The organism is Brevundimonas sp. ALps5, assembly GCF_058681645.1.
Map to the genome: position 1 here is coordinate 814,851 of NZ_CM178744.1, position 19,887 is coordinate 834,737.

Genomic DNA, 19,887 nt, shown 5'->3' on the forward strand with positions numbered 1-19,887 from the left:
GCGTGCGGCGGATCTCCGGCCTCAGGTTCAGCGCGTGACGCGGAGGGTCACCCCGACCATGCGCGGGGCACCGAGGAAGGCGCCGATGGTGCCGGTCTGGAAGGGGGCGCCGAAGGCCACCTGGCGATACTGCTCGTCGAACAGGTTGCGGCCCCAGAGCTCGACCGACCAACCTGCGTCCGCCTCCAGACCCACCGAGCCGTTGGCCAGCCAGAAGGCGTCTTGCACCTTCTCGGGCGCGAGGTCCGAGCCGGTGTTGTAGGCCGAGGAGTATTTGGCCGCGAGAGCCGCGCGGACCGCGAACCCGTTACCGATGTCGCGGCGCCAAGTCCCCGCCAGATTGCCCGACCACAGGGGGGCGAAGGACAGGCGCGAACCGGCCAGAAGCGGCAGGCCGGACACCGGGGCGTCGCCGTATTCGGTCTGGGCATAGACGACGCCCGCCTGAAGGCTGAGGCCGGCGAAAGGACGGTATGTCCCTTCGAGCTCGGCGCCCTTTGCGGTCACCTCGGGGATGGATTTCACGAGGAAGGTGGTGCCGAGGAAGGTGTTGAGCTGGAAGTCCGTATAGGCCTGATGGAAGGCGTCGCCGGAGACGAGCAGGCGGCCGTCCAGAAGGCTGGCCTTGGCGCCGACCTCGACGGAATCGACGACCTCGGGCGCGAAGGCGGTGGAGGCGTCGGGGACGAGATTGGTCTGGGCGCGGTCGAGGTTGTAGCCCGCGCTCTTGCGGCCGCGCGCGTAGGACACATAGCCGAGGACCGCCGGGGTGAACTGGTATTCGACGCGGGCCAGACCCGACCAGCCGTCGTCGGTCAGGCCTTCGGAGCGGCTCAGATTGTTGAAGGCCGGATTGGCCCAGGGCAGGCAGATCGTGGCGTTGGTGATCCCGCGCACGAGGGCGGCGGCGCAGGCCTTGCCGCCGTCGGTGTTCGTATAGCGGGCGTCGAGATCCTTCTCGATATGGCTGTAGCGCAGACCCAGGGTCAGGCCGAGCTTGTCGGTGGCGTGCCAGGTCGTCTGACCGAACAGGGCGGCGGTGGTGGCGGTCTGTTCGTAGGTGTCCAATGCCCCCTGCCCGGCCACGAAACTCTGGCCCACGGGCAGGCCGGTCAGGGTCGAGACATATCCGGCGAGGCCGACGGGATTGGCGGTCGAGCGGGTCAGGACACGGCCGAGATAGTCCTCATAGGCCGAGCCGTAGAGAAAGGCGTCCTTGCGCAGCAGGGTCTCGCGCAGGAGGAAGACGCCGCCGGTATAGTCGACCGCGCCGCGCGAGCCGGTCAGGCGAGCCTCCTCGCTGAAGGTGCGGAAGCGGTTGGACCAGCTGCCGTCATCGGGACGGTAGGCGATGTCGGCGGAGGTGAAGTCCCAGTCCTGGCTGAGGACGGCGCGCCACTGGCGACCCGCCGTGGTCAGTTCGACGAGGCCGAGCCGGGTGTCGATCTTCGTATGCAGCGAGACGCCGCCGTCCCTGATGCGGGTATTGGTGTCCCGATTGGCGTAGCCGGTGCGGGCGGACGGATCAGCCGGGTTCATGACGCCGCCGTCGGGGCTGAGCAGGGCGAGGATGCCTGCGGTCGGGCCGGTCGATTGCTGGACGCCGATGCAGCAGCGCTCGTCGCGGTGAGTGAAGTCGGCACTGAGGCGGTTCGAGATCCCCTCGACCGGCGTCCAGAGCAGCTGGCCCCGGATGGTCTCATAGGCCTCGTCCTGGTCGTCGGATTCCGTACGCGGACCATTGCCGGTACGCACGTCATAGAGGCCATCGCGGCGGCGGACGGCGGCATAGAGACGACCGGCCAGCTTATCCTCGATCAGGGGACCGGTGACAGAGACCGAACCGCCGCGCGTCCCGTGGTCGCCGACCGTGGCCTCGCCTGTCGCGCCGAAGTCGAAGCTCGGGCCTGCGGTGACGACATTGATGACGCCCGCGGAGGTGTTCTGGCCGAACAGGGTCGATTGCGGACCGCGCAGAACCTCGGTGCGGACCACCTCGCCGAGGTCGCCCAGGGCCACGCCGTTGCGGGCGCGGAAGACGCCGTCGACCACGACGCCGACCGAGCTCTCCAGACCCGGATTGTCGCCCACGGTGCCGACGCCGCGGATGCGGGCGGTGGTGTAGGTCTGGTTCGAGGTCGAGGCGACCAGCAGGCCGGGCGTCACGATGGCCAGGTCCTTGATGTCCACGACGCCCGCGCCGGCCAGCAGGGGCTGGGCCGCGACCGAGACGGACAGGGGCGTGCGCTGCAGCGGGCTCTCGCGCCGTTCGGCGGTGACGACGATCTCGTCAAGCTGGGCAGTCTGGGCCAGAGCAGGAAGGGCGAAGGCGGACGCGGCGAGCGCGAGAGCGCTCGCGCGGGCGAGAGAAGCGGAGGTCATCGAAGGACTCTTGTTGGGGGAGAGAAAAGGCCGTCGGGGGACGGGATCAGTGAGCGCCTTTCGGCGTCTCCATCAGCTCGATCAGGACGCCGCCCATCTCTTTCGGATGGAGGAAGACGACGGGGGTGCCGTGGGCGCCGATGCGGGGCTCGCCCGTGCCGAGGATGGTCAGACCTTTGGCGCGGCTTTCGGCGACGGCGACGTGGATGTCCTCGACCTCGAAACAGACGTGGTGCTGGCCGCCCTTCGGATTTTTCGCGAGGAAGCCGACGATGGGAGAGGTGTCGTCGAACGGTTCGATCAGCTCGATCTGGGCATTGGGCAGGTCGACGAAACAGACCTTCACCCCCTGGGCTGGGAGGTCGAAAGGTTCGCCGATCCGGGTGGCGCCGAGGACGTCGCGGTAGAGGACGATGGAGTCCGCGATCGAGGGCGTGGCGACGCCGACGTGGTTCAGCTTGCCGATCATCGGGCGGGTTCCTTGACGGGGGCGGGCTGGGCGTAGCCGAGACGCTGGTTCAGCTTCTCGATCAGGTCGACGGCGGTGTCGGCGACGGTCGAGCCGGGCGGATAGACGGCGGCGGCGCCCATCTCGATCAGGGGCTGGACGTCGCTCGGAGGGATCACCCCGCCGACCACGATCATGATGTCGGACCGCCCCAGCTTCTCCAGCTCGGCCTTGAGCTCGGGGACGAGGGTCAGGTGACCGGCGGCCAGCGAGGAGGCGCCGACGGCGTGGACATTGGCCGCGACCGCGTCGCGCGCAGCCTCGGCCGGGGTCTGGAACAGGGCCCCGGCGGTGACGTCGAGGCCGAGATCGCCATAGCCGGTGGCGATGACCTTCTGGCCCCGGTCGTGACCGTCCTGGCCGAGCTTGGCGATCAGGATGCGCGGCGGGCCGCCGTCGTTCTCGACGAAGGTGGCGACCATGTCGCGGGCGCGGGCGAAGCGGGCATCCTTGCCGGCCTCCTTCGCATAGACGCCGGAGACGGTCTTCACCGAGGCGACGTGGCGACCGAAGGCGGCCTCGAGCGCGTCGGAAATCTCGCCGACGGTGGCGTGGGCGCGTGCGGCCTGAACCGCCAGCTCCAGCAGATTGGCAGTGCCGCGCGCGCCGTCCGTCAGGGCCTGAAGCGCGGTCTGCGTCGCCGCCTCGTCGCGTTCGGCGCGCAGGCGTTTGAGCTTCTCGATCTGGGCGGCGAGGACGGCGGCGTTGTCGACCTTGAGCATCGGAATGTCGTCGGCGACGTCGTTCAGATAGCGGTTCACCCCGACGACCGTCTGCTGGCCGGTGTCGATGCGGGCCTGGGTCTTCGCGGCGGATTCCTCGATGCGCAGCTTCGGGATGCCGGCCTCGATGGCCTTGGCCATGCCGCCGGCGGCCTCGACCTCGTCCATCAGGGCGCGGGCCTTCGACGCCAGTTCCTGGGTCAGTTTCTCGACGTAGTAGCTGCCGCCCCAGGGATCGATGACGCGGGTCAGGCCGGTCTCCTGCTGCAGCAGGATCTGGGTGTTGCGCGCGATCCGGGCCGAGAAGTCCGTGGGCAGGGCCAGGGCCTCATCCAGCGCATTGGTGTGCAGGGACTGGGTCTGGCCGCCCGCCGCCGCCATGGCCTCGACCATGGTCCGCGAGACGTTGTTGAAGACGTCCTGGGCCGCGAGGCTCCAGCCGGAGGTCTGGCAGTGGGCGCGAAGGCTCAGCGACTTGGGATCGACGCCGCCCTCCTTGCGCACCGCCTCGGCCCACAGCAGGCGGCCGGCGCGCATCTTCGCGACCTCCATGAAGTAGTTCATGCCGATGGCCCAGAAGAAGCTCAGACGCGGCGCGAACCGGTCGATGGCCATGCCCGCCGCCTTGCCAGCGCGCAGATATTCGATGCCGTCGGACAGGGTGTAGGCCAGCTCGATATCGGCCGAGGCCCCGGCCTCCTGCATGTGGTAGCCCGAGATCGAGATGGAGTTGAACTTCGGCGTCTCCTTCGCCGTCCATTCGAAGATGTCCGCAATGATCCGCATCGAGGGCTCGGGCGGATAGATGTAGGTGTTGCGGACCATGAACTCCTTGAGGATGTCGTTCTGGATGGTCCCGGTCAGGGCGGCGTGCGGCACGCCCTGCTCCTCCGCCGCGACGACATAGAGGGCCAGGATCGGCAGGACGGCGCCGTTCATGGTCATGGACACCGACATCTGGTCCAGCGGAATGCCGTCGAACAGGGTCCGCATGTCGAGGATGGAATCGATGGCGACGCCCGCCATGCCGACGTCGCCTTTCACCCGCGGGTGGTCCGAGTCATAGCCCCGGTGGGTGGCCAGGTCGAAGGCGATCGACAGCCCCTTCTGACCGGCCGCGAGATTGCGGCGGTAGAAGGCGTTCGAGGCCTCGGCGGTGGAGAAGCCGGCGTACTGGCGGATCGTCCAGGGATTGCCCGCGTACATGGTCGGATAGGGACCACGCAGGAAGGGGGCGAAGCCGGGCAGGCCGTGCACCGTCTCATTGCCGGCGATGGCCGAGGCGTCATAGGCGGAGGCGACCTCGATGCCCTCGGGCGTACGCCAGGGGTCGCGGGCGGGGCCGGTTCCGGTGGCGCCGAGGTCGAGCTCGACCCTGGTGAAGTCGGGGAAAGTCCCGGGAGCGGTCATTGTCCGGCCTCCTCGAAGGCGGCGGCGAAGCGGAGGGGGACCAGCGGAGCGCAGCTGTCGATGATGGCGGCGACGGGCGTCTGAGCGCTGGCTTCGACGGGGGCCGGGCGGACGTCGGGGTCGACGTATTTGGTCACGCCGATCATCTGGTTCGCGCCCTTGTCGAAGGCGGTTTGCAGGGTCTGGCGGCTCGCGGCGACGCGCATCTGGATGGCGCCGCCCTTGAGCGAGGCGACGACGCCGCCCTCGCGTTCGATGCGCTGGAACTCGGCCCAGCCGGCCTCGGCGAGGTCGCGGGTGCGGGCGTCGAGGAACCAGCTGCCGGCGGCGGGATCGTCGACCCGGCCGAGGTGGGCCTCCTCCATCAGGACGATCTGGGTGTTGCGAGCCTGACGCCGGGCGAAGGCGTCGGGGCGGCCCGAGGCGCGGGTGAAGCCGTCCAGCACCACGGCGTCGGCGCCGCCGACGGCGCCGGCGAACCCGGCGGCGGTCAGACGCAGCAGATTGGGCCAGGGATCGCGCGCGGCCAGCATGCGGCGCGACGAGCGCGCTTCGATGTTCGCCGGGATGTCGAGACCGAAGGCCTTCGTCACCGAGGCCCAGACGAGGCGCAACGCCCGGACCTTGGCGAGGCTGTCGAAATATTCCGCATCGACCGAGACGCCGAGGACCGTGCCCTTCAGCGCCCGTTCGGCGGACAGGCCTGCGTCGACGGCGGCCTTCACATAGGCGACGATGGCGGCGGCGGCGAAGCCCAGTTCCTGCCCGGACGAGCCGCCCGCCTCATGCACGGCGCGGCCCGAGGCGAGGAAGAAACTGGCCTCCGGATAGGCGCCCGAATGGCGATCGGCGGTGGCGGCCATCTGAGACAGATGCATCTCGATCGGCAGGGGCGAACCGCCGTTCGCGGCGTAGGCCGACAGCGGGTCCATGTGGAACATCAGCTTCGCGCGTGGGGAGCCCTTGGCGACGACGGCGAGGGCATTGGCGGCCTCGGGACCGTCCAGCCCGGCGTCGAGGCCGACGGCGGCCAGCTCCAGCGCGACGCCGTCCAGCGCCCTGCCCAGAGGTTCGGAATCCGACAGCACGGCGCCGGACAGGATGACGCTGGCGGCGCCGCCTTCGAGGTCGGTCAGGACGGCCACGTTAACGGCCTCGGGATCATCGCCCTCGACCTGGGTGCGCAGATCCCATGCCCGGCCTTCGGCGTCAGAGGGACGCGGCGCGAACAGGGGCTGGATCCCGGTCGCATCGGCATAGAGGGGCCGGGTGACCAGATGATCCGTATCCAGATGAAGCAGGCTTTCGAGCGGCCTGTCCTTGAGCGCCTTGACGGCGGACTCGCGCCATTGCTCGGGCGTGGGGGTGTCGAAGGCCCCAGATTCACCGGAGCTGGACATCACTCGAACTCGACCAGGACGTCGTCGGCGGCGACCGGGTCGCCGGCCTTGGCGCCGACCGATTTGACCACGCCGTCGCGCTCGGCCTTCATGATGTTCTGCATCTTCATGGCCTCGATGATGGCCACGGTCTCGCCGGTCTTGACCGACTGGCCGGGCTCCACCGCGATGGAGACGACCAGACCCGGCATGGGCGACTGGATCAGCTTCGACGTATCCGCCGCGACCTTCTCGGGCAGGCGGGCGAAGAGTTCGGCGTGGTGGGGCGACAGGACGCGGACGCGGGCCTTCGACGCGCGGCTGCGGATCTCGAAGCCGCCGGGCACGCGCTTGACCTCGGCGGTGAAGGCCTCGCCATCCAGCACGCCGCGGAACTGGGCCAGACCCGGCCGCCAGTCGATCTCGGACAGCTGCAGGACGCGGTCTTCCTCGACCAGTTCCAGCGTCAGGGCCTCCTCGTCGTCATAGCCGACCGTGACGCCGACGGCCTCGCGGTCGATCAGGACGATCCAGTCGGTGCGTTGCGACGGGTCGCCGGCCTGATCCGACAGGATCTCGTTCATGGCCACGGCGGTCGCGACCATGACGTCCTTCTGCAGGGCGCCGGCGGGGACGCCGTGGAAGCCCTCGGGGAATTCGTCCTTGATGTAGCTGGTCGAGAGGGCGCCCGAGCGGAAGCGCTCCTGATCCATCACGGCGGCGAGGAAGGGGACGTTGTGGCCGACGCCCGACAGATGGGTGTCCTCCAGCGCCCGGGCCATGCCGTCGACGGCCGCGATCCGCGTCTCTCCCCAGGTGCAGAGCTTGGCGATCATGGGGTCGTAGAACATCGAGATCTCGTCGCCCTCGCGGACGCCGGTGTCGTTACGGACCGTATAATCCCCCTGATCGCCCTCTTCCGGCTGTTCGTAGCGGACCAGACGGCCAATCGAGGGCAGGAAGCCGCGATAGGGGTCCTCGGCGTAGATGCGGCTCTCGATGGCCCAGCCCTCGATCCTCAGATCGTCCTGGCCGAAGGCCAGGGTCTCGCCCGCCGCCGAACGGATCATCTGCTCGACCAGATCGACGCCGGTGATCAGCTCGGTGACCGGATGCTCGACTTGCAGCCGGGTGTTCATTTCGAGGAAGTAGAAGCTCTTGTCCTGACCGGCGACGAACTCGACCGTGCCGGCCGAGTCGTAGTTCACGGCGCGGGCCAGGGCGACGGCCTGATCGCCCATCTTCTTGCGCGTGGCCTCATCGAGCAGGGGCGACGGCGCTTCCTCGATGACCTTCTGGTTACGGCGCTGGATCGAGCATTCGCGGTCGAACAGGGAGACGATATTGCCGTGTTTGTCGCCCAGCACCTGGATCTCGATGTGGCGCGGGTTGACGATGAATTTCTCAAGGAAGACGCGGTCGTCGCCGAAGGCCGTCAGGGCCTCGGCCTTCACCGCGGCGAAGCCCTCGGCCATGTCGGCGTCGGATTCCGCGACCCGGATGCCCTTGCCGCCGCCGCCGGCCGACGCCTTGATCATGACCGGATAGCCGATGGTCCGCGCGATCTCGACCGCCTGCTCGGGCGTGTCGATCAGACCCATATGGCCGGGGACGGTGGAGACTCCGGCCTCGGCGGCGAACTTCTTGGAGGTGATCTTGTCGCCCATGGCCTCGATGGCGTGGGGGTTGGGGCCGATGAAGGCGATGCCCTCGGCCTCCAGCCGGCGCGCGAAGACGGGGTTTTCAGACAGGAAGCCGAAGCCCGGATGCACGGCCTCGGCGCCCGTCTGGCGCACGGCCTCGACGATCTTGTCCTGCAACAGATAGGACTGGGCGGCGGGCGACGGACCGATATGCACGGTCTCATCGGCCATCTCATAGGCCAGAGATCCGGTGTCGGCGTCGGAGTGAACCAGCACCGTCTTGATGCCCATCCGGCGACAGGTCTTGATGATCCGAACGGCGATCTCGCCCCGGTTGGCGATGAGGATTTTGGAGAACATCAGGCGTCCTTCAGGCTGAAAGCTCGCAGCCATTCGGCCAGGCTTTCGGAGTCAGTGTCGGGGGTGGCGATAAAGGCGGGCAGCAAGGTCAAAACGGCCTGCTGATCGGCTTCGGGCCAGGCGGGAAAGTTGGCCCGTTCGAGCTTGGAGCGGACCACATCGCCAAAAACCATCCATCCATAGCCGTAGGGCTCCCGGATGACGCGGCGCAGAAATTCCGGGACCATGGAGCGAACGATCCTGTCCGAATGGATGGTCGTCGTCGCGCGAAACAGAAGCGTATCGAGATCTTCGTCGGACCAGTCCTCAGGACGCATCGCATCCATGCGGATCAGCCGCTGGCTGTCCTCGGCACGCGCGCAGGCAATCGCCGCGGGATCGATGTCGCCGAGCGAGCCCATCACAGCGGAATGTTGTCGTGCTTCTTCCAGGGATTGTCCTGGACCTTGTTGGCGAGGGTCTTGAGCGCACGGATCAGGCGGCGGCGCGTGCCGTGGGGCATGATGACGTCGTCGATATAGCCGAGGCCGGCGGCGACGAAGGGGTTGGCGAAGCGGTCCTTGTATTCGGCCTCGCGGGCGGCGAGGGCCTCGGGGTCGCCGGCCTCCTTGCGGAAGATGATCTCGACCGCGCCCTTGGCGCCCATGACCGCGATCTCGGCGGTGGGCCAGGCGTAGTTGACGTCGCCGCGCAGGTGTTTGGAGCTCATCACATCATAGGCGCCGCCATAGGCCTTGCGCGTGATCAGGGTCAGTTTGGGCACGGTCGCCTCGGCATAGGCGAACAGCAGCTTGGCCCCGTGTTTGATCAGGGCGCCGTACTCCTGCTTGGTGCCGGGCATGAAGCCGGGGACGTCCACCAGGGTCACCAGCGGGATGCCGAAGGCGTCGCAGAAGCGGACGAAGCGGGCGGCCTTGCGGCTGGAGTCGATGTCGAGCACGCCCGCCAGAACCTGCGGCTGGTTGGCGACGATACCGACCGGCTGGCCGTCCAGACGGCCGAAGCCGCAGATGATATTCTTGGCGAAATCCGCGCCGATCTCGAAGAAGTCGGCCTCGTCGACCGTCTTCAGGATCAGCTCCTTCATGTCATAGGGCTGGTTCGGATTGTCGGGGACCAGGGTGTCGAGCGAGGCCTCGTGACGATCCGGATCGTCGTAGCTGTCGCGCACCGGCGGCTTTTCCCGGTTCGACAGAGGCAGGAAGCCAATCAGGCGGCGGACCTCGGCCAGGGCCTCCAGATCGTTGTCGAAGGCGCCGTCGGCGACGCCGGACTTGCCCGCGTGAACCTTGGCGCCGCCCAGGTCCTCATGGCTGACGACCTCATTGGTGACCGTCTTCACCACGTCCGGGCCGGTGACGTACATGTAGGAGGTGTCCTTCACCATGAAGATGAAGTCGGTGATGGCGGGCGAATAGACGTCCCCACCCGCGCACGGCCCCATGATCACCGAAATCTGGGGAATGACGCCCGAGGCCAGGGTGTTCTGCAGGAAGATGTCGGCATAGCCGGCCAGGGCCTCGACCCCCTCCTGGATGCGGGCGCCACCGGCGTCGAACAGGCCGATGATCGGGGCGCCGGTCGTGAGCGCCATCTTCTGCAGCTTGACGATCTTGGCCGCGTGGGCGCCCGAAAGCGACCCGCCGAAGACGGTGAAATCCTTGGAGAAGACATAGACCAGACGGCCGCCGATGGTGCCCCTGCCCGTGACCACGCCGTCGCCGGGGATGCGCTGCTTCTCCATGCCGAACTGGGTCGAGCGGTGCTCGACGAACATGTCGGTCTCTTCGAAGGAATCCTCGTCCAGCAGGACGTCGATACGCTCGCGCGCCGACAGCTTGCCCTTGGCGTGCTGGGCCGCGACGCGGGCGGCCCCACCGCCGAGCTTGGCCGCCGCGCGGCGCTGTTCCAGTTGGTCGAGGATGGCTTGCATCACGATTTCCTACTTGCGAGTAGACTTAATGGCGGAACGGTTCCGGAAGGTCAACGGGGCCAATCACCGGGGACGTACCCCTTCGGAGAAGGCATCCCACAGGCGTTCGGCGATTTCCTCGGGGCTCAGCTTGCCTTCGGGGGCGTACCACTGGGCGATGGAGTTCATCGCGCCGGAGATGGCGAAGGTCGACATGCGAACGTCGGCGGTGCGGAGCGACCCGTCGCGGACGCCCTCGCGCAGCAGGTCGCGGATACGGGCGTCCACCTTGCGTTTGACCGCGCGCAGCCGCTCGCGCACCGGCGGGGTCAGCTCGACATCAGGCACCCGGTGCAGGCAGCGCCCGAACACGGTCGTGGTTATTTCCACATATTTCTGAACGACTTGGTGCAGCCTCTCGCGGCCGTCAGCGCCCGAGACCGCCCCCTCCTCCACCGCTTCGGAATAGGCGTCCAGCGCGATCATGAAACAGGCGCTGAGCAGGGCCTGTTTCGATCCGGCGTAGTAGTAGACCGTGGGCTTGGACACCCCCAGGCGGGCGGCGACGTCGTCGATGGAGGTGGCGCCATAGCCGTCCTTGACGAAGGCGGTGGCGGCGGCGGTCAGGATGGCCTCGCGCTTGGCGTCAGGGTCGCGCGGCCGGCCGGGCGCGGACCAGAGGTCGTCTGTGGCTGTCGACGTTGCAGTGGGGGAAGAAACACTACTCATGCGTCAGACATAGCAGACTGGACGCGAATGTCAGCCCGCCGTTCTAGAACGGAGAGAGCCGCTCTCCTGCCCCGGCGCAGAGGTCGCGGACCCATGCGGTGACGGCGCGCAGACGGGCCGTATCGTGGACCTCGCGATGGGTGCTGAGCCAGAAGCGGCGCTCGATCAGGACGCCGGGCAGGACGCGGGCGAGCCCATCGGCCAGGAAGCAGGGCAGGACGCCGATCCCGCCGCCGCCGGCGATGATCTCACGCTGGGCCCGGATGGAGGAGGAGGCCAGATGCGGCGTCAGCCCGGGACGGACCTCGTCGAGATAGCGCAGCTCGGGCGCATAGATCAGGTCGTCGACATAGCCGACGATGTCGTGGTCGCTGAGGGCCTCGACGCTGTCCGGGGCCGGACGGGCGGCGAGGTAGGCAGGGCTGGCGTAGAGGGCCAACTGATAGGGGGTCAGGGGTTCGACGATCAGCCGGGCGCTGTCCGGCGCGCTGAGGGTGATGGCCATATCGACCTCACGTCGCGATGGCGACAGGAAGCCCGAGCTGGCGGCCAGCTCGATGCGCAGGCCCGGCCGGGCGGCGTGAAGCCCGGCCAGCGCCGGGGCGAGCACTGCGCCGCCGAAGCCCTCGGAAGCGCTGATCCGGACGGTGCCGGCGACGACGTCGGGCTGGGCCACCCGGGCGGCGGCGTCCATGGCGCTCTCAGCCTCGAGCCCCACCTGCAGCAACTGGGCGCCGGCCGCCGTCAGTTGCAGGCCGGAGGCGGAACGGACCACAAGGGTGGACTTCAGCGCGCTCTCCAGCCGGGCCACCCGGCGGCCGACGGTGGCGGCGTCTATGCCCAGCCGCGTGGCGGCTCCGCCCAGAGAGCCGGCGCGGGCGGCGGCGATGAAGATGCGAACGTCGTCCCAGTCGAACATTGCGCGATTGCGCATGGACCGCTGCGATAATGCAAGACCCTAGCGTTGAATGCGGACCACCGCCCCCTCGGCAGCTTCCGACACACCGTCCGCCAGCGCCCGCACGACCTTGGCCGCCTCGCCCAGTCCCTTGTGCTCGACGATGCGGATCCAGGGCGAGGCCGGATCGACGACGCGTTCGAAGAAGGCGCGCTGGTCGGCGAAGAATTTCTCGTAGAAGGCCCTGAGCGTGCCGCGCTCGCGGTGGGCGTCCAGACAGGTGGCGGCGAAGAAGAACTCGGGCTTGGGGCCGCTCAGTTCCGGATCGTCATTGGTGAACTCATCGCTCTGGGTCGAGCCCACGAGGCAGTCGTAGGTCAGGTCGGCGCCGAAATGGGCATGGACCCGGCGGCGCAGGACGGGGTCGCCGGCGAGGTCGAGGCAAAGGGTCGGGATGCCGGTCGGCAGGTTTTCGACCTCGTCATATCCGTACACGGACGAATAGACGCCGAGACCCTCGACGAAGGCGCGGTTGCGAGCGCCGGTGAGGCCGATCAGCGTCACGTCGTCCTCAGCCAGACACCAGGCCGAGCCATAAGCGGTCTTGGACGAGGCGCTGGAGACCACGACCTGTTTCGCGCCGAAGAAGTCGTGGTCGCGCAGGAAGTCGACGGCCGTATAGGAGGTGATGAACAGGGGCCGGAACAGGACCTCGGGGTTCTCCAGGGCCGCCGAATAGTTGGCGTCGGCGGCGCACAGGACATAGCGGTTGTAGATGTCGGGCACGGCCTTGCGCCAGGGCGCGGCGTCGGCGAAGCCCCCCTTCGAAATCTTCTCGGCCTGCACCAGAAGCGCATCCGCCATGGGGAAATAGCCGAATACCCGGGCGCCGACCTCGATGCCCTCGGCGCGCGACTTGACCACATCGGCGAAGCCCCAGACCGGCATCAGGCCATAGCCCTCCTGTCCCGTCGGGAAGACGCTCCAGTAGCCGATGCTGTCGCCATAGGCCGCATACGTGATGTTGTTGGTCGTCAGCGAGAACCGGTCCAGCGCCAGAACCACCTCGCCCGCCTTCGGCTCGAACGGCCCGCTGGGCTGCAGCAGGGTGGCGCCGAGGTCGGCTTTCGACGTCATCAGGCGACGGTTCAAATCGGGCATCTGGCCTCTCCGGCATTTCCTCGTTACGCCAAGCGTAGCGGATATCGCGGTTGACGCAGGAGAAGCTTCAGTGTCGCGCGACAATGCGTTTTCGCAGGTCAGTGACCGCAACTTTGCAATGCCATCGCCCTGCCCGGCCTGCTAGATCGGGCCGCAACAGGGACAGAAACCAACAGGACGCAGCCGATGCGCGAGATCAATCACTTCATCAACGGCGCGAGCTTCACCGGCGCCTCGGGGCGTTTCTCGGACGTGTTCAATCCGAACACCGGCGAGGTTCAGGCCCGGGTGCAGCTGGCCAATGACGCGGAGATGGACCGCGCGGTCCAGGCCGCCCAGGGCGCCTTCGACGGCTGGGCCTCGACCAATCCGCAGCGCCGCGCCCGGGTGATGTTCGAGTTCAAACGCCTGGTCGAAGCCAACATGGACGAGCTGGCCGGAATGCTGTCTTCGGAGCACGGCAAGGTCATCGCCGACTCCAAGGGCGACATCCAGCGCGGTCTGGAAGTCATCGAATTCGCCTGCGGCATCCCGCACGCGCTGAAGGGCGAATACACCTGGGGCGCGGGCCCCGGCATCGACGTCTATTCCATGCGCCAGCCGCTGGGCGTGGTCGCGGGCATCACCCCGTTCAACTTCCCGGCCATGATCCCGATGTGGATGTTCGGCGTGGCCATCGCGGTGGGCAACACCTTCATCCTGAAGCCGTCCGAGCGCGATCCCTCGGTGCCGGTGCGTCTGGCCGAACTGATGATGGAGGCGGGCGCCCCCGCCGGGGTGCTGAACGTCGTGCACGGCGACAAGCAGGCCGTGGACGCCATCCTGACCCACCCGCTGATCCATGCGGTCAGCTTCGTCGGCTCGTCCGACATCGCCCACTATGTCTACCAGACGGGCGCCGCCAACCATAAGCGCGTCCAGGCCATGGGCGGCGCCAAGAACCACGGTATCGTCCTGCCCGACGCCGACATGGACCAGGTGGTCAAGGATCTGGCCGGCGCCGCTTTCGGGAGCGCGGGCGAGCGCTGCATGGCCCTGCCCGTCGTCGTGCCGGTCGGAAAGAAGACGGCCGACGAACTGCGTGACCGGATGGTCGCCGAGATCGAGACCCTGCGCGTCGGCATCTCGACCGACGCCGGCGCCCACTACGGCCCGGTCGTCACGGCCCAGCACAAGGCCCGGGTCGAGGGCTGGATTGAACAGGGCGTCAAGGACGGCGCCGACCTGATCGTCGACGGCCGCGGCTTCACCCTGCAGGGGCACGAGAAGGGCTATTTCGTCGGCCCGTCGCTGTTCGACAATGTCACGCCCGAGATGGAATCCTACAAGGAAGAGATCTTCGGCCCGGTGCTGCAGATCGTCCGCGCCGCGTCGTTCGAGGAAGCCCTGTCGCTGCCGTCGAAGCACCAGTACGGCAACGGCGTCGCCATCTTCACCCAGAACGGCCGCGCGGCCCGCGACTTCGCCGCCCGCGTCAATGTCGGGATGGTGGGCATCAATGTGCCGATCCCGGTGCCGGTCGCCTATCACACCTTCGGCGGCTGGAAGCGTTCGGCCTTCGGCGACACCAACCAGCACGGCATGGAAGGCGTGAAGTTCTGGACCAAGGTCAAGACCATCACCGCCCGCTGGCCGGACTCGGAGCTCGAGCACGCAGACAGCTCCTTCGTCATCCCGACGATGGCGTAAGGCCGCCAGATGGACTTCGCCCTCACCGACGACCAGCGCGCCATTCAGGAGGCCGCCCGCGCCTTCGCCGAGGATCAGCTCAAACCCCACTCGGCCGAGTGGGACGAGAAGAAGATCTTCCCCGTCGACGTCATGCGTTCGGCGGCGGAGATGGGCTTCTGCGGCATCTACACGGGCGAAGAGCACGGCGGGATGGCGCTGGGCCGGGTCGAGGCGGCGGTGATCTTCGAGGAGCTGGCCCGGGGCGACGTTTCCGTCGCGGCCTTCATCTCGATCCACAATATGGCGACCTGGATGGTCGACCGGTTCGGCTCGGACGACCTGCGCGGCCGCTACGTCCCGTCGCTGGTCGCTATGGAGAAAATCGCCTCCTACTGCCTGACCGAGCCGGGCTCGGGCTCGGACGCCGCGGCGATGCGGACGACCGCGACGCTGGACGGCGATCACTACGTCCTGAACGGCTCCAAGGCCTTCATCTCGGGCGCCGGGACCAGTGACGTCTATGTCGTGATGGCCCGCACGGGCGAGGCGGGGCCGAAGGGCATTTCGGCCTTCGTGGTCGACAAGGATGCCCCGGGCCTGAGCTTTGGGGCCCAGGAAAAGAAGATGGGCTGGAACGCCCAGCCGACCGCCATCGTCCAGTTCGACGACTGCCGCATCCCGGCGGCCAATCTTCTGGGCAAGGAGGGCGACGGCTTCCGCTATGCGATGATGGGGCTGGACGGCGGGCGGCTGAACATCGCCGCCTGTTCGCTGGGCGGCGCCCGCCTCGCGCTGGAGACGGCGCAGGATTACGTCGCGAGCCGCAAGCAGTTCGGCAAGGCCCTGGCCGAGTTTCAGAACACCCAGTTCAAACTGGCGGACATGGCGACCGAGCTGGAGGCCGCCCGGCTGATGGTGCTGCGCGGCGCCTGGGCTCTGGATACGAACCACGCCGAGAAGACCAAATGGTGCGCCATGGCCAAGCGCCTCGCCACCGACGCCTGTTTCCAGATCGCCGACGAGGCTCTGCAGCTGCACGGCGGTTACGGCTATCTGAAGGACTATCCGCTGGAGCGGATCGTGAGGGACCTGCGGGTCCACCGCATCCTTGAAGGCACCAACGAGATCATGCGGGTCATCACCGCCCGGGAGATGTTGAGACAGTGAGCCTCCTTCTTCCGGTCGAACAGAGGCTCAAGCATCCGTTGGGACCGGCGGTGCATGCCATCCTCTGGCGCGACTGGGATCCAATCGGGGTTTACGATTGGGGGCCTGACGACGAGTACGACGGCTATGTCTGGCCGATCATCGGCAAGGTCATGCGCGACGAAACACCGGAGCAGATCGCGGACTATCTCGACTGGGCGTCAAACGAGCACATGGAATGCCCTCAGCCGAGAGCGTTCAATCTCGAGATCGCAAGCAAGCTCATAGCCACGAGATCCGGACAAACCGGGCCTGAACTCAACGAGGAAACACCATGAAGATCGCATTCATCGGCCTGGGCAATATGGGCGGCGGCATGGCCGCGAACCAGGCGAAGGCGGGCCATGAGGTCTCGGCTTTCGACCTGTCGCAGGCGGCGCTGGACCGGGCCAAGGGCGCAGGCTGTTCGTCGGCCGGCTCGGTCGCCGAGGCGGTCAAGGACGCCGACATCGTCATAACCATGTTGCCCGCCGGACCGCATGTGCTGTCGGTCTATTCCGAGCAGGTCATCGGCGCCGCCCCCTCCTCCGCCCTGCTGCTCGACTGTTCGACCATCGACGTCGACACGGCGCGCAAGGTCGCGGGCCTGGCCAGCGAGGCGGGCTATGTCTTCGCCGACGCCCCGGTCTCGGGCGGAACGATGGCGGCCGACGCCGGGACCCTGGCCTTTATGGTCGGCTGCGTCGAGGACCAGTTCGCGCGCATTGAGGCGGCGCTGGAGCCGATGAGCCGGGCCACCTTCCGCGCCGGCGATCACGGCGCGGGACAGGCGGCCAAGATCTGCAACAACATGATCCTGGGCATCACCATGCTGGGGACCTGCGAGGCGATCGCCCTGGCTGAAAAGCTGGGTCTGGACCCGGTCAAATTCTTCGACATCGCCGCCAAGTCGTCGGGTCAGAGCTGGTCGGTGACGACCTACTACCCCTGGCCCGGGCCGGTGCCGACGGCGCCGTCCAACCGAAACTACGACGGCGGCTTCGCCACGGCCATGATGCTGAAGGACCTGAAGCTCGCCCAGGACGCAGCGGCCAAGGCCGGCGCCTCGACCCCGCTGGGCGCCCAGTCGGAGGCCCTGTTCCAGATGTTCAACGGCCTGGGCTACGGCGGCCGCGACTTCTCGGCCATCCTGCAGATGCTGCGTGGACAGCTGGACGGGCTGCCGAAGGCCTGAAGCGAAACCGCCCCGGAACCGGGTTCCGGGGCGGCGCCTCGCCCTATTGAGCCGTCGGGGCCGCCGCGGGGGTCCGCGGCGGCGCGTTCTTCACATACTGGTCAAGCCAGCGGGTCATCTCCCACAGGGTATGGCCGACGGATTCCCGCGCCCGATAACCGTGGGTTTCCAGCGGCAGGACGACATAGCGCACCGTCGCCCCATTGCCCTTGAGCGCCGCATAGAACCGCTCCGACTGGATCGGGAAGGTGCCCGAGTTGTCGTCGGCCTCGCCGTGGATCAGCAGGATCGGCTCGTTGAACCGGTTGGCGTAGGTAAAGGGCGACATCTCCGTATAGACGTCCGTCGCCTCCCAGTAATCGCGCTGTTCGGACTGGAAGCCGAACGGCGTCAGGGTGCGGTTATAGGCGCCCGAGCGCGCGATGCCGGTGCGGAACAGATCGGTGTGGGCCAGCAGGTTGGCGGTCATGAAGGCGCCGTAGCTGTGGCCGCCGACGGCGATGCGGTCACGATCGGCGACGCCCATGGCGACCACCGCATCGACGGCCGCCTTCGCATCCGCCGTCAGCTGGGCGACATAGGTGTCATTGGGCTCCGCCCCGTCCTTGCCGATGATGGGCATGGAGGGGTTGTCGAGGATCGCATAGCCCTGAGTCAGCAGGAACAGGTGGCTGGAGCCGCCGGGGCGCACGAACCGGTTGCCCGTGCCGACCACCTGACCCGCGACGGCGGCGTCGGTGAACTCGGCCGGATAGGCCCACATCAGCATCGGCAGGGGCCCGTCCCGGGTCTTGTCGTAACCGGCCGGCAGATAGAGGGTCCCGGACAGCTGCACCCCGTCATCGCGGGTGTAGGTGATCGACTGCTGGGTCACCCCCGCCAGTTGAGGCGCCGGATCAGGGAAACGGGTCAGCGGCGTGACCCGGCCGTTGCGGGTGTCGCGGATCTGCAGGTTCGGCGGATCCAGCCGGCTTTCGCGCCGGGTGATGATGCGGCGCCCCGCTGGATCGACCAGGCCGACCACGGTTTCATAGTCACTCTCAGCCGCCTGCCACAGACGGGTCGAACGCCCGGTCGTCAGGTTCATCGCGGCCAGGAAGGGATGCTCGCCCGAGGCCGAGGCGCCGGGGCCGGTCATCAGCACGCCCGAACCGTCGGCGGTGAACTGAAGCACCGACCGCCCGGCGGCGTTGGGCTCCATGATCGGATCGCCGGGATTGTTGTATCGGTCCTGATAGTTGCGCTCCAACAGGACGCGCGCCGTGCCCGGCTTGGAGGGGTCGATAACATAGCGGGTCTCGTGCCGGGTGTTGAACCACTGGCTGTTGACCAGGGCGACGTCGGCCCGACCCCAGCGCACGCCGTCGTAGCGTTCCTTGAGGTCCACCAGGGTCTGGGGCGCGGCGTTGAAGGGCGCGGCCAGGCTGAACAGGCGATCGCGAACCTCGGCGGGCTTGCGCGGATCGCCGCCGTCCTGGGCCTCGACCCAGACCAGGGTCGCGGGGGCGTCGGCGCGCCATTGGGCCGCGCGGGGTCCGGGCGCGACCGCGTCGAAGGCGATCGGGATGTCGTCGCGTAGCGGCAGGTCGGCGACCTCGTGGACCACCTTGCCGTCCGCATCGGTGATGAAGACGTCGGCCGGGAACAGACCCGCCGGCACCGAATAGCTCCACGGCCCCTTGGCCACGGTCTGGAGAATATAGCGGCCGTCCGGAGAGGGGGAGACGTTCAGGATCACGCCCGGCGCGCCCAGAAGCCGCGTCTGGCCGTCCAGGCCGACCCGGGCCAGCTGAGCCGTGAAATAGTGGTCGAACAGGGCGGCGTCGACGGGATCAGTCAGCAGGTCCTGATAGGTGCGCACAGGCGCGGCGCGGCCCATGCTTTCCGCGACCGTCGGTCCGGTCGGTGCGCGGGCAGTGTCGGGTGCGACGCCCCTTCCCTCGGGGACCAGCAGGGTCAGGATCGCCGAACTGTCGGGCAGCCAGTCGAGTTCGGCCCCGGCGGCGGCGTTGACGCGCGGACCGGTCAGGGCTTTGGCCGAGGCGGTGGCGACGTCGGCGACCCACAGCTCAAGCCCGCCAGGACGGTCCAGCAGGAAGGCCAGCCGCTTGCCGTCCGGCGACCAGGTCGTCGCCGTGAACCGCGCTCCGGCGGGCAGGGCCACGACGCGCGCCGCGCCGCCGTCCACCGACTGGAAGCTGAGCCCCGTCAGCCAGGAGATCCGGGCATTGGCCGGGCCGTTGTTGCGCGGATTGATGCGATAGCCGGCGAGCCGCAGCTGGGGCTCGGCCAGTTCGGCGATGGTCGGCAGGTTGGACCGGTCCAGCAGGGCCAGGACCTTGTTGTCGGGGCTGACGCTGGCGCTCGGCGTCGGCCGGGCGTCCAGGATCGAGGCGATGGGCGCCGGAGGTTGCTGATAGGCGAGTGCGCCCGAGGCGGCCGGAGCGGCGTTCTGGGCCAGGGCCGGGGCGGCGAGCGCCCACAACAGAACGGGCGCCAGCCCACGCAGGGATCGAAGGGTCATGGCGGCTCAAGCTCCTTTGCGGACGAATGGAGGCGCGACACTATCGGTAAGGCCAAGCCTGACAACCCCGTCTCGACCGCCGGTCCGGCGCGCCGCCAGATCGGGGGCGAAAAATCTTGCGAAATGGATTAGAGACCCCAGCTTCCCTCTCCTCCCCTTCCGCAAAAGGCCCAAGGCTTGACCGCTCCGGCGCACCGATTGTCCGTCG

At 68.0% G+C, this 19,887-nt stretch carries 15 protein-coding genes; 4 read left to right on the forward strand and 11 right to left on the reverse strand.

The window, feature by feature from the left end; translation table 11 throughout:
- Window positions 1-27: 27 nt before the first annotated feature.
- The 10 genes from ACW172_RS03860 to ACW172_RS03905 form a co-directional block, all read right to left on the reverse strand.
- On the reverse strand, window positions 28-2,382 hold the full coding sequence (locus ACW172_RS03860) for a TonB-dependent receptor (protein ID WP_492033870.1): 2,355 nt from the start codon (window positions 2,380-2,382) through the stop codon (window positions 28-30).
- 46 nt (window positions 2,383-2,428) lie between these two features.
- On the reverse strand, window positions 2,429-2,851 hold the full coding sequence (gene mce, locus ACW172_RS03865; RefSeq protein WP_492033871.1) for a methylmalonyl-CoA epimerase: 423 nt from the start codon (window positions 2,849-2,851) through the stop codon (window positions 2,429-2,431).
- Window positions 2,848-5,022, reverse strand: a complete 2,175-nt coding sequence (scpA, locus tag ACW172_RS03870) for a methylmalonyl-CoA mutase (protein ID WP_492033872.1) — start codon at window positions 5,020-5,022, stop codon at window positions 2,848-2,850. The genes mce and scpA overlap by 4 nt, the downstream gene beginning before the upstream one ends.
- A complete protein-coding gene (locus tag ACW172_RS03875) occupies window positions 5,019-6,422 on the reverse strand; it encodes a methylmalonyl-CoA mutase family protein (protein ID WP_492033873.1) in 1,404 nt (467 codons plus the stop codon). The genes scpA and ACW172_RS03875 overlap by 4 nt, the downstream gene beginning before the upstream one ends.
- Complete coding sequence (locus ACW172_RS03880) at window positions 6,422-8,404, reverse strand: acetyl/propionyl/methylcrotonyl-CoA carboxylase subunit alpha (protein WP_492033874.1); 1,983 nt, start codon at window positions 8,402-8,404, stop codon at window positions 6,422-6,424. The genes ACW172_RS03875 and ACW172_RS03880 overlap by 1 nt, the downstream gene beginning before the upstream one ends.
- Window positions 8,404-8,805 (reverse strand): hypothetical protein, encoded by a 402-nt coding sequence (locus ACW172_RS03885; RefSeq protein ID WP_492033875.1) that lies wholly within the window; start codon window positions 8,803-8,805, stop codon window positions 8,404-8,406. Before ACW172_RS03885 ends, ACW172_RS03880 begins: the two co-directional genes overlap by 1 nt.
- Complete coding sequence (locus tag ACW172_RS03890; RefSeq protein ID WP_492033876.1) at window positions 8,805-10,337, reverse strand: acyl-CoA carboxylase subunit beta; 1,533 nt, start codon at window positions 10,335-10,337, stop codon at window positions 8,805-8,807. Before ACW172_RS03890 ends, ACW172_RS03885 begins: the two co-directional genes overlap by 1 nt.
- Before the next feature lie 63 nt (window positions 10,338-10,400).
- Window positions 10,401-11,045 carry a TetR/AcrR family transcriptional regulator gene (locus ACW172_RS03895; protein WP_492033877.1) on the reverse strand — a complete coding sequence of 215 codons (645 nt, stop codon included), beginning with the start codon at window positions 11,043-11,045 and terminating at the stop codon, window positions 10,401-10,403.
- A gap of 43 nt (window positions 11,046-11,088) precedes the next feature.
- Window positions 11,089-11,979, reverse strand: coding sequence for a LysR family transcriptional regulator (locus ACW172_RS03900; RefSeq protein WP_492033878.1), 891 nt, complete (start codon window positions 11,977-11,979; stop codon window positions 11,089-11,091).
- Between the two features lie 24 nt (window positions 11,980-12,003).
- Window positions 12,004-13,104 (reverse strand): DUF2855 family protein, encoded by a 1,101-nt coding sequence (locus tag ACW172_RS03905; protein WP_492033879.1) that lies wholly within the window; start codon window positions 13,102-13,104, stop codon window positions 12,004-12,006.
- Between the two features lie 186 nt (window positions 13,105-13,290).
- Between ACW172_RS03905 and ACW172_RS03910 the strand changes: the two genes are divergently transcribed.
- The 4 genes from ACW172_RS03910 to mmsB are packed head-to-tail and all read left to right on the forward strand — an operon-like array spanning window position 13,291 to window position 17,155.
- Window positions 13,291-14,793, forward strand: coding sequence for a CoA-acylating methylmalonate-semialdehyde dehydrogenase (locus tag ACW172_RS03910; RefSeq protein WP_492033880.1), 1,503 nt, complete (start codon window positions 13,291-13,293; stop codon window positions 14,791-14,793).
- Between the two features lie 9 nt (window positions 14,794-14,802).
- On the forward strand, window positions 14,803-15,942 hold the full coding sequence (locus ACW172_RS03915) for an isobutyryl-CoA dehydrogenase (RefSeq protein WP_492033881.1): 1,140 nt from the start codon (window positions 14,803-14,805) through the stop codon (window positions 15,940-15,942).
- On the forward strand, window positions 15,939-16,259 hold the full coding sequence (locus ACW172_RS03920; protein ID WP_492033882.1) for a hypothetical protein: 321 nt from the start codon (window positions 15,939-15,941) through the stop codon (window positions 16,257-16,259). The genes ACW172_RS03915 and ACW172_RS03920 overlap by 4 nt, the downstream gene beginning before the upstream one ends.
- Window positions 16,256-17,155: a 3-hydroxyisobutyrate dehydrogenase gene (gene mmsB / locus ACW172_RS03925; protein ID WP_492033883.1), complete on the forward strand. Its 900-nt coding sequence runs from the start codon at window positions 16,256-16,258 to the stop codon at window positions 17,153-17,155. The genes ACW172_RS03920 and mmsB overlap by 4 nt, the downstream gene beginning before the upstream one ends.
- 43 nt (window positions 17,156-17,198) lie before the next feature.
- Here the strand turns inward: mmsB and ACW172_RS03930 are convergent, their stop codons facing one another.
- A complete protein-coding gene (locus tag ACW172_RS03930) occupies window positions 17,199-19,679 on the reverse strand; it encodes a S9 family peptidase (RefSeq protein ID WP_492033884.1) in 2,481 nt (826 codons plus the stop codon).
- Window positions 19,680-19,887: the final 208 nt, after the last annotated feature.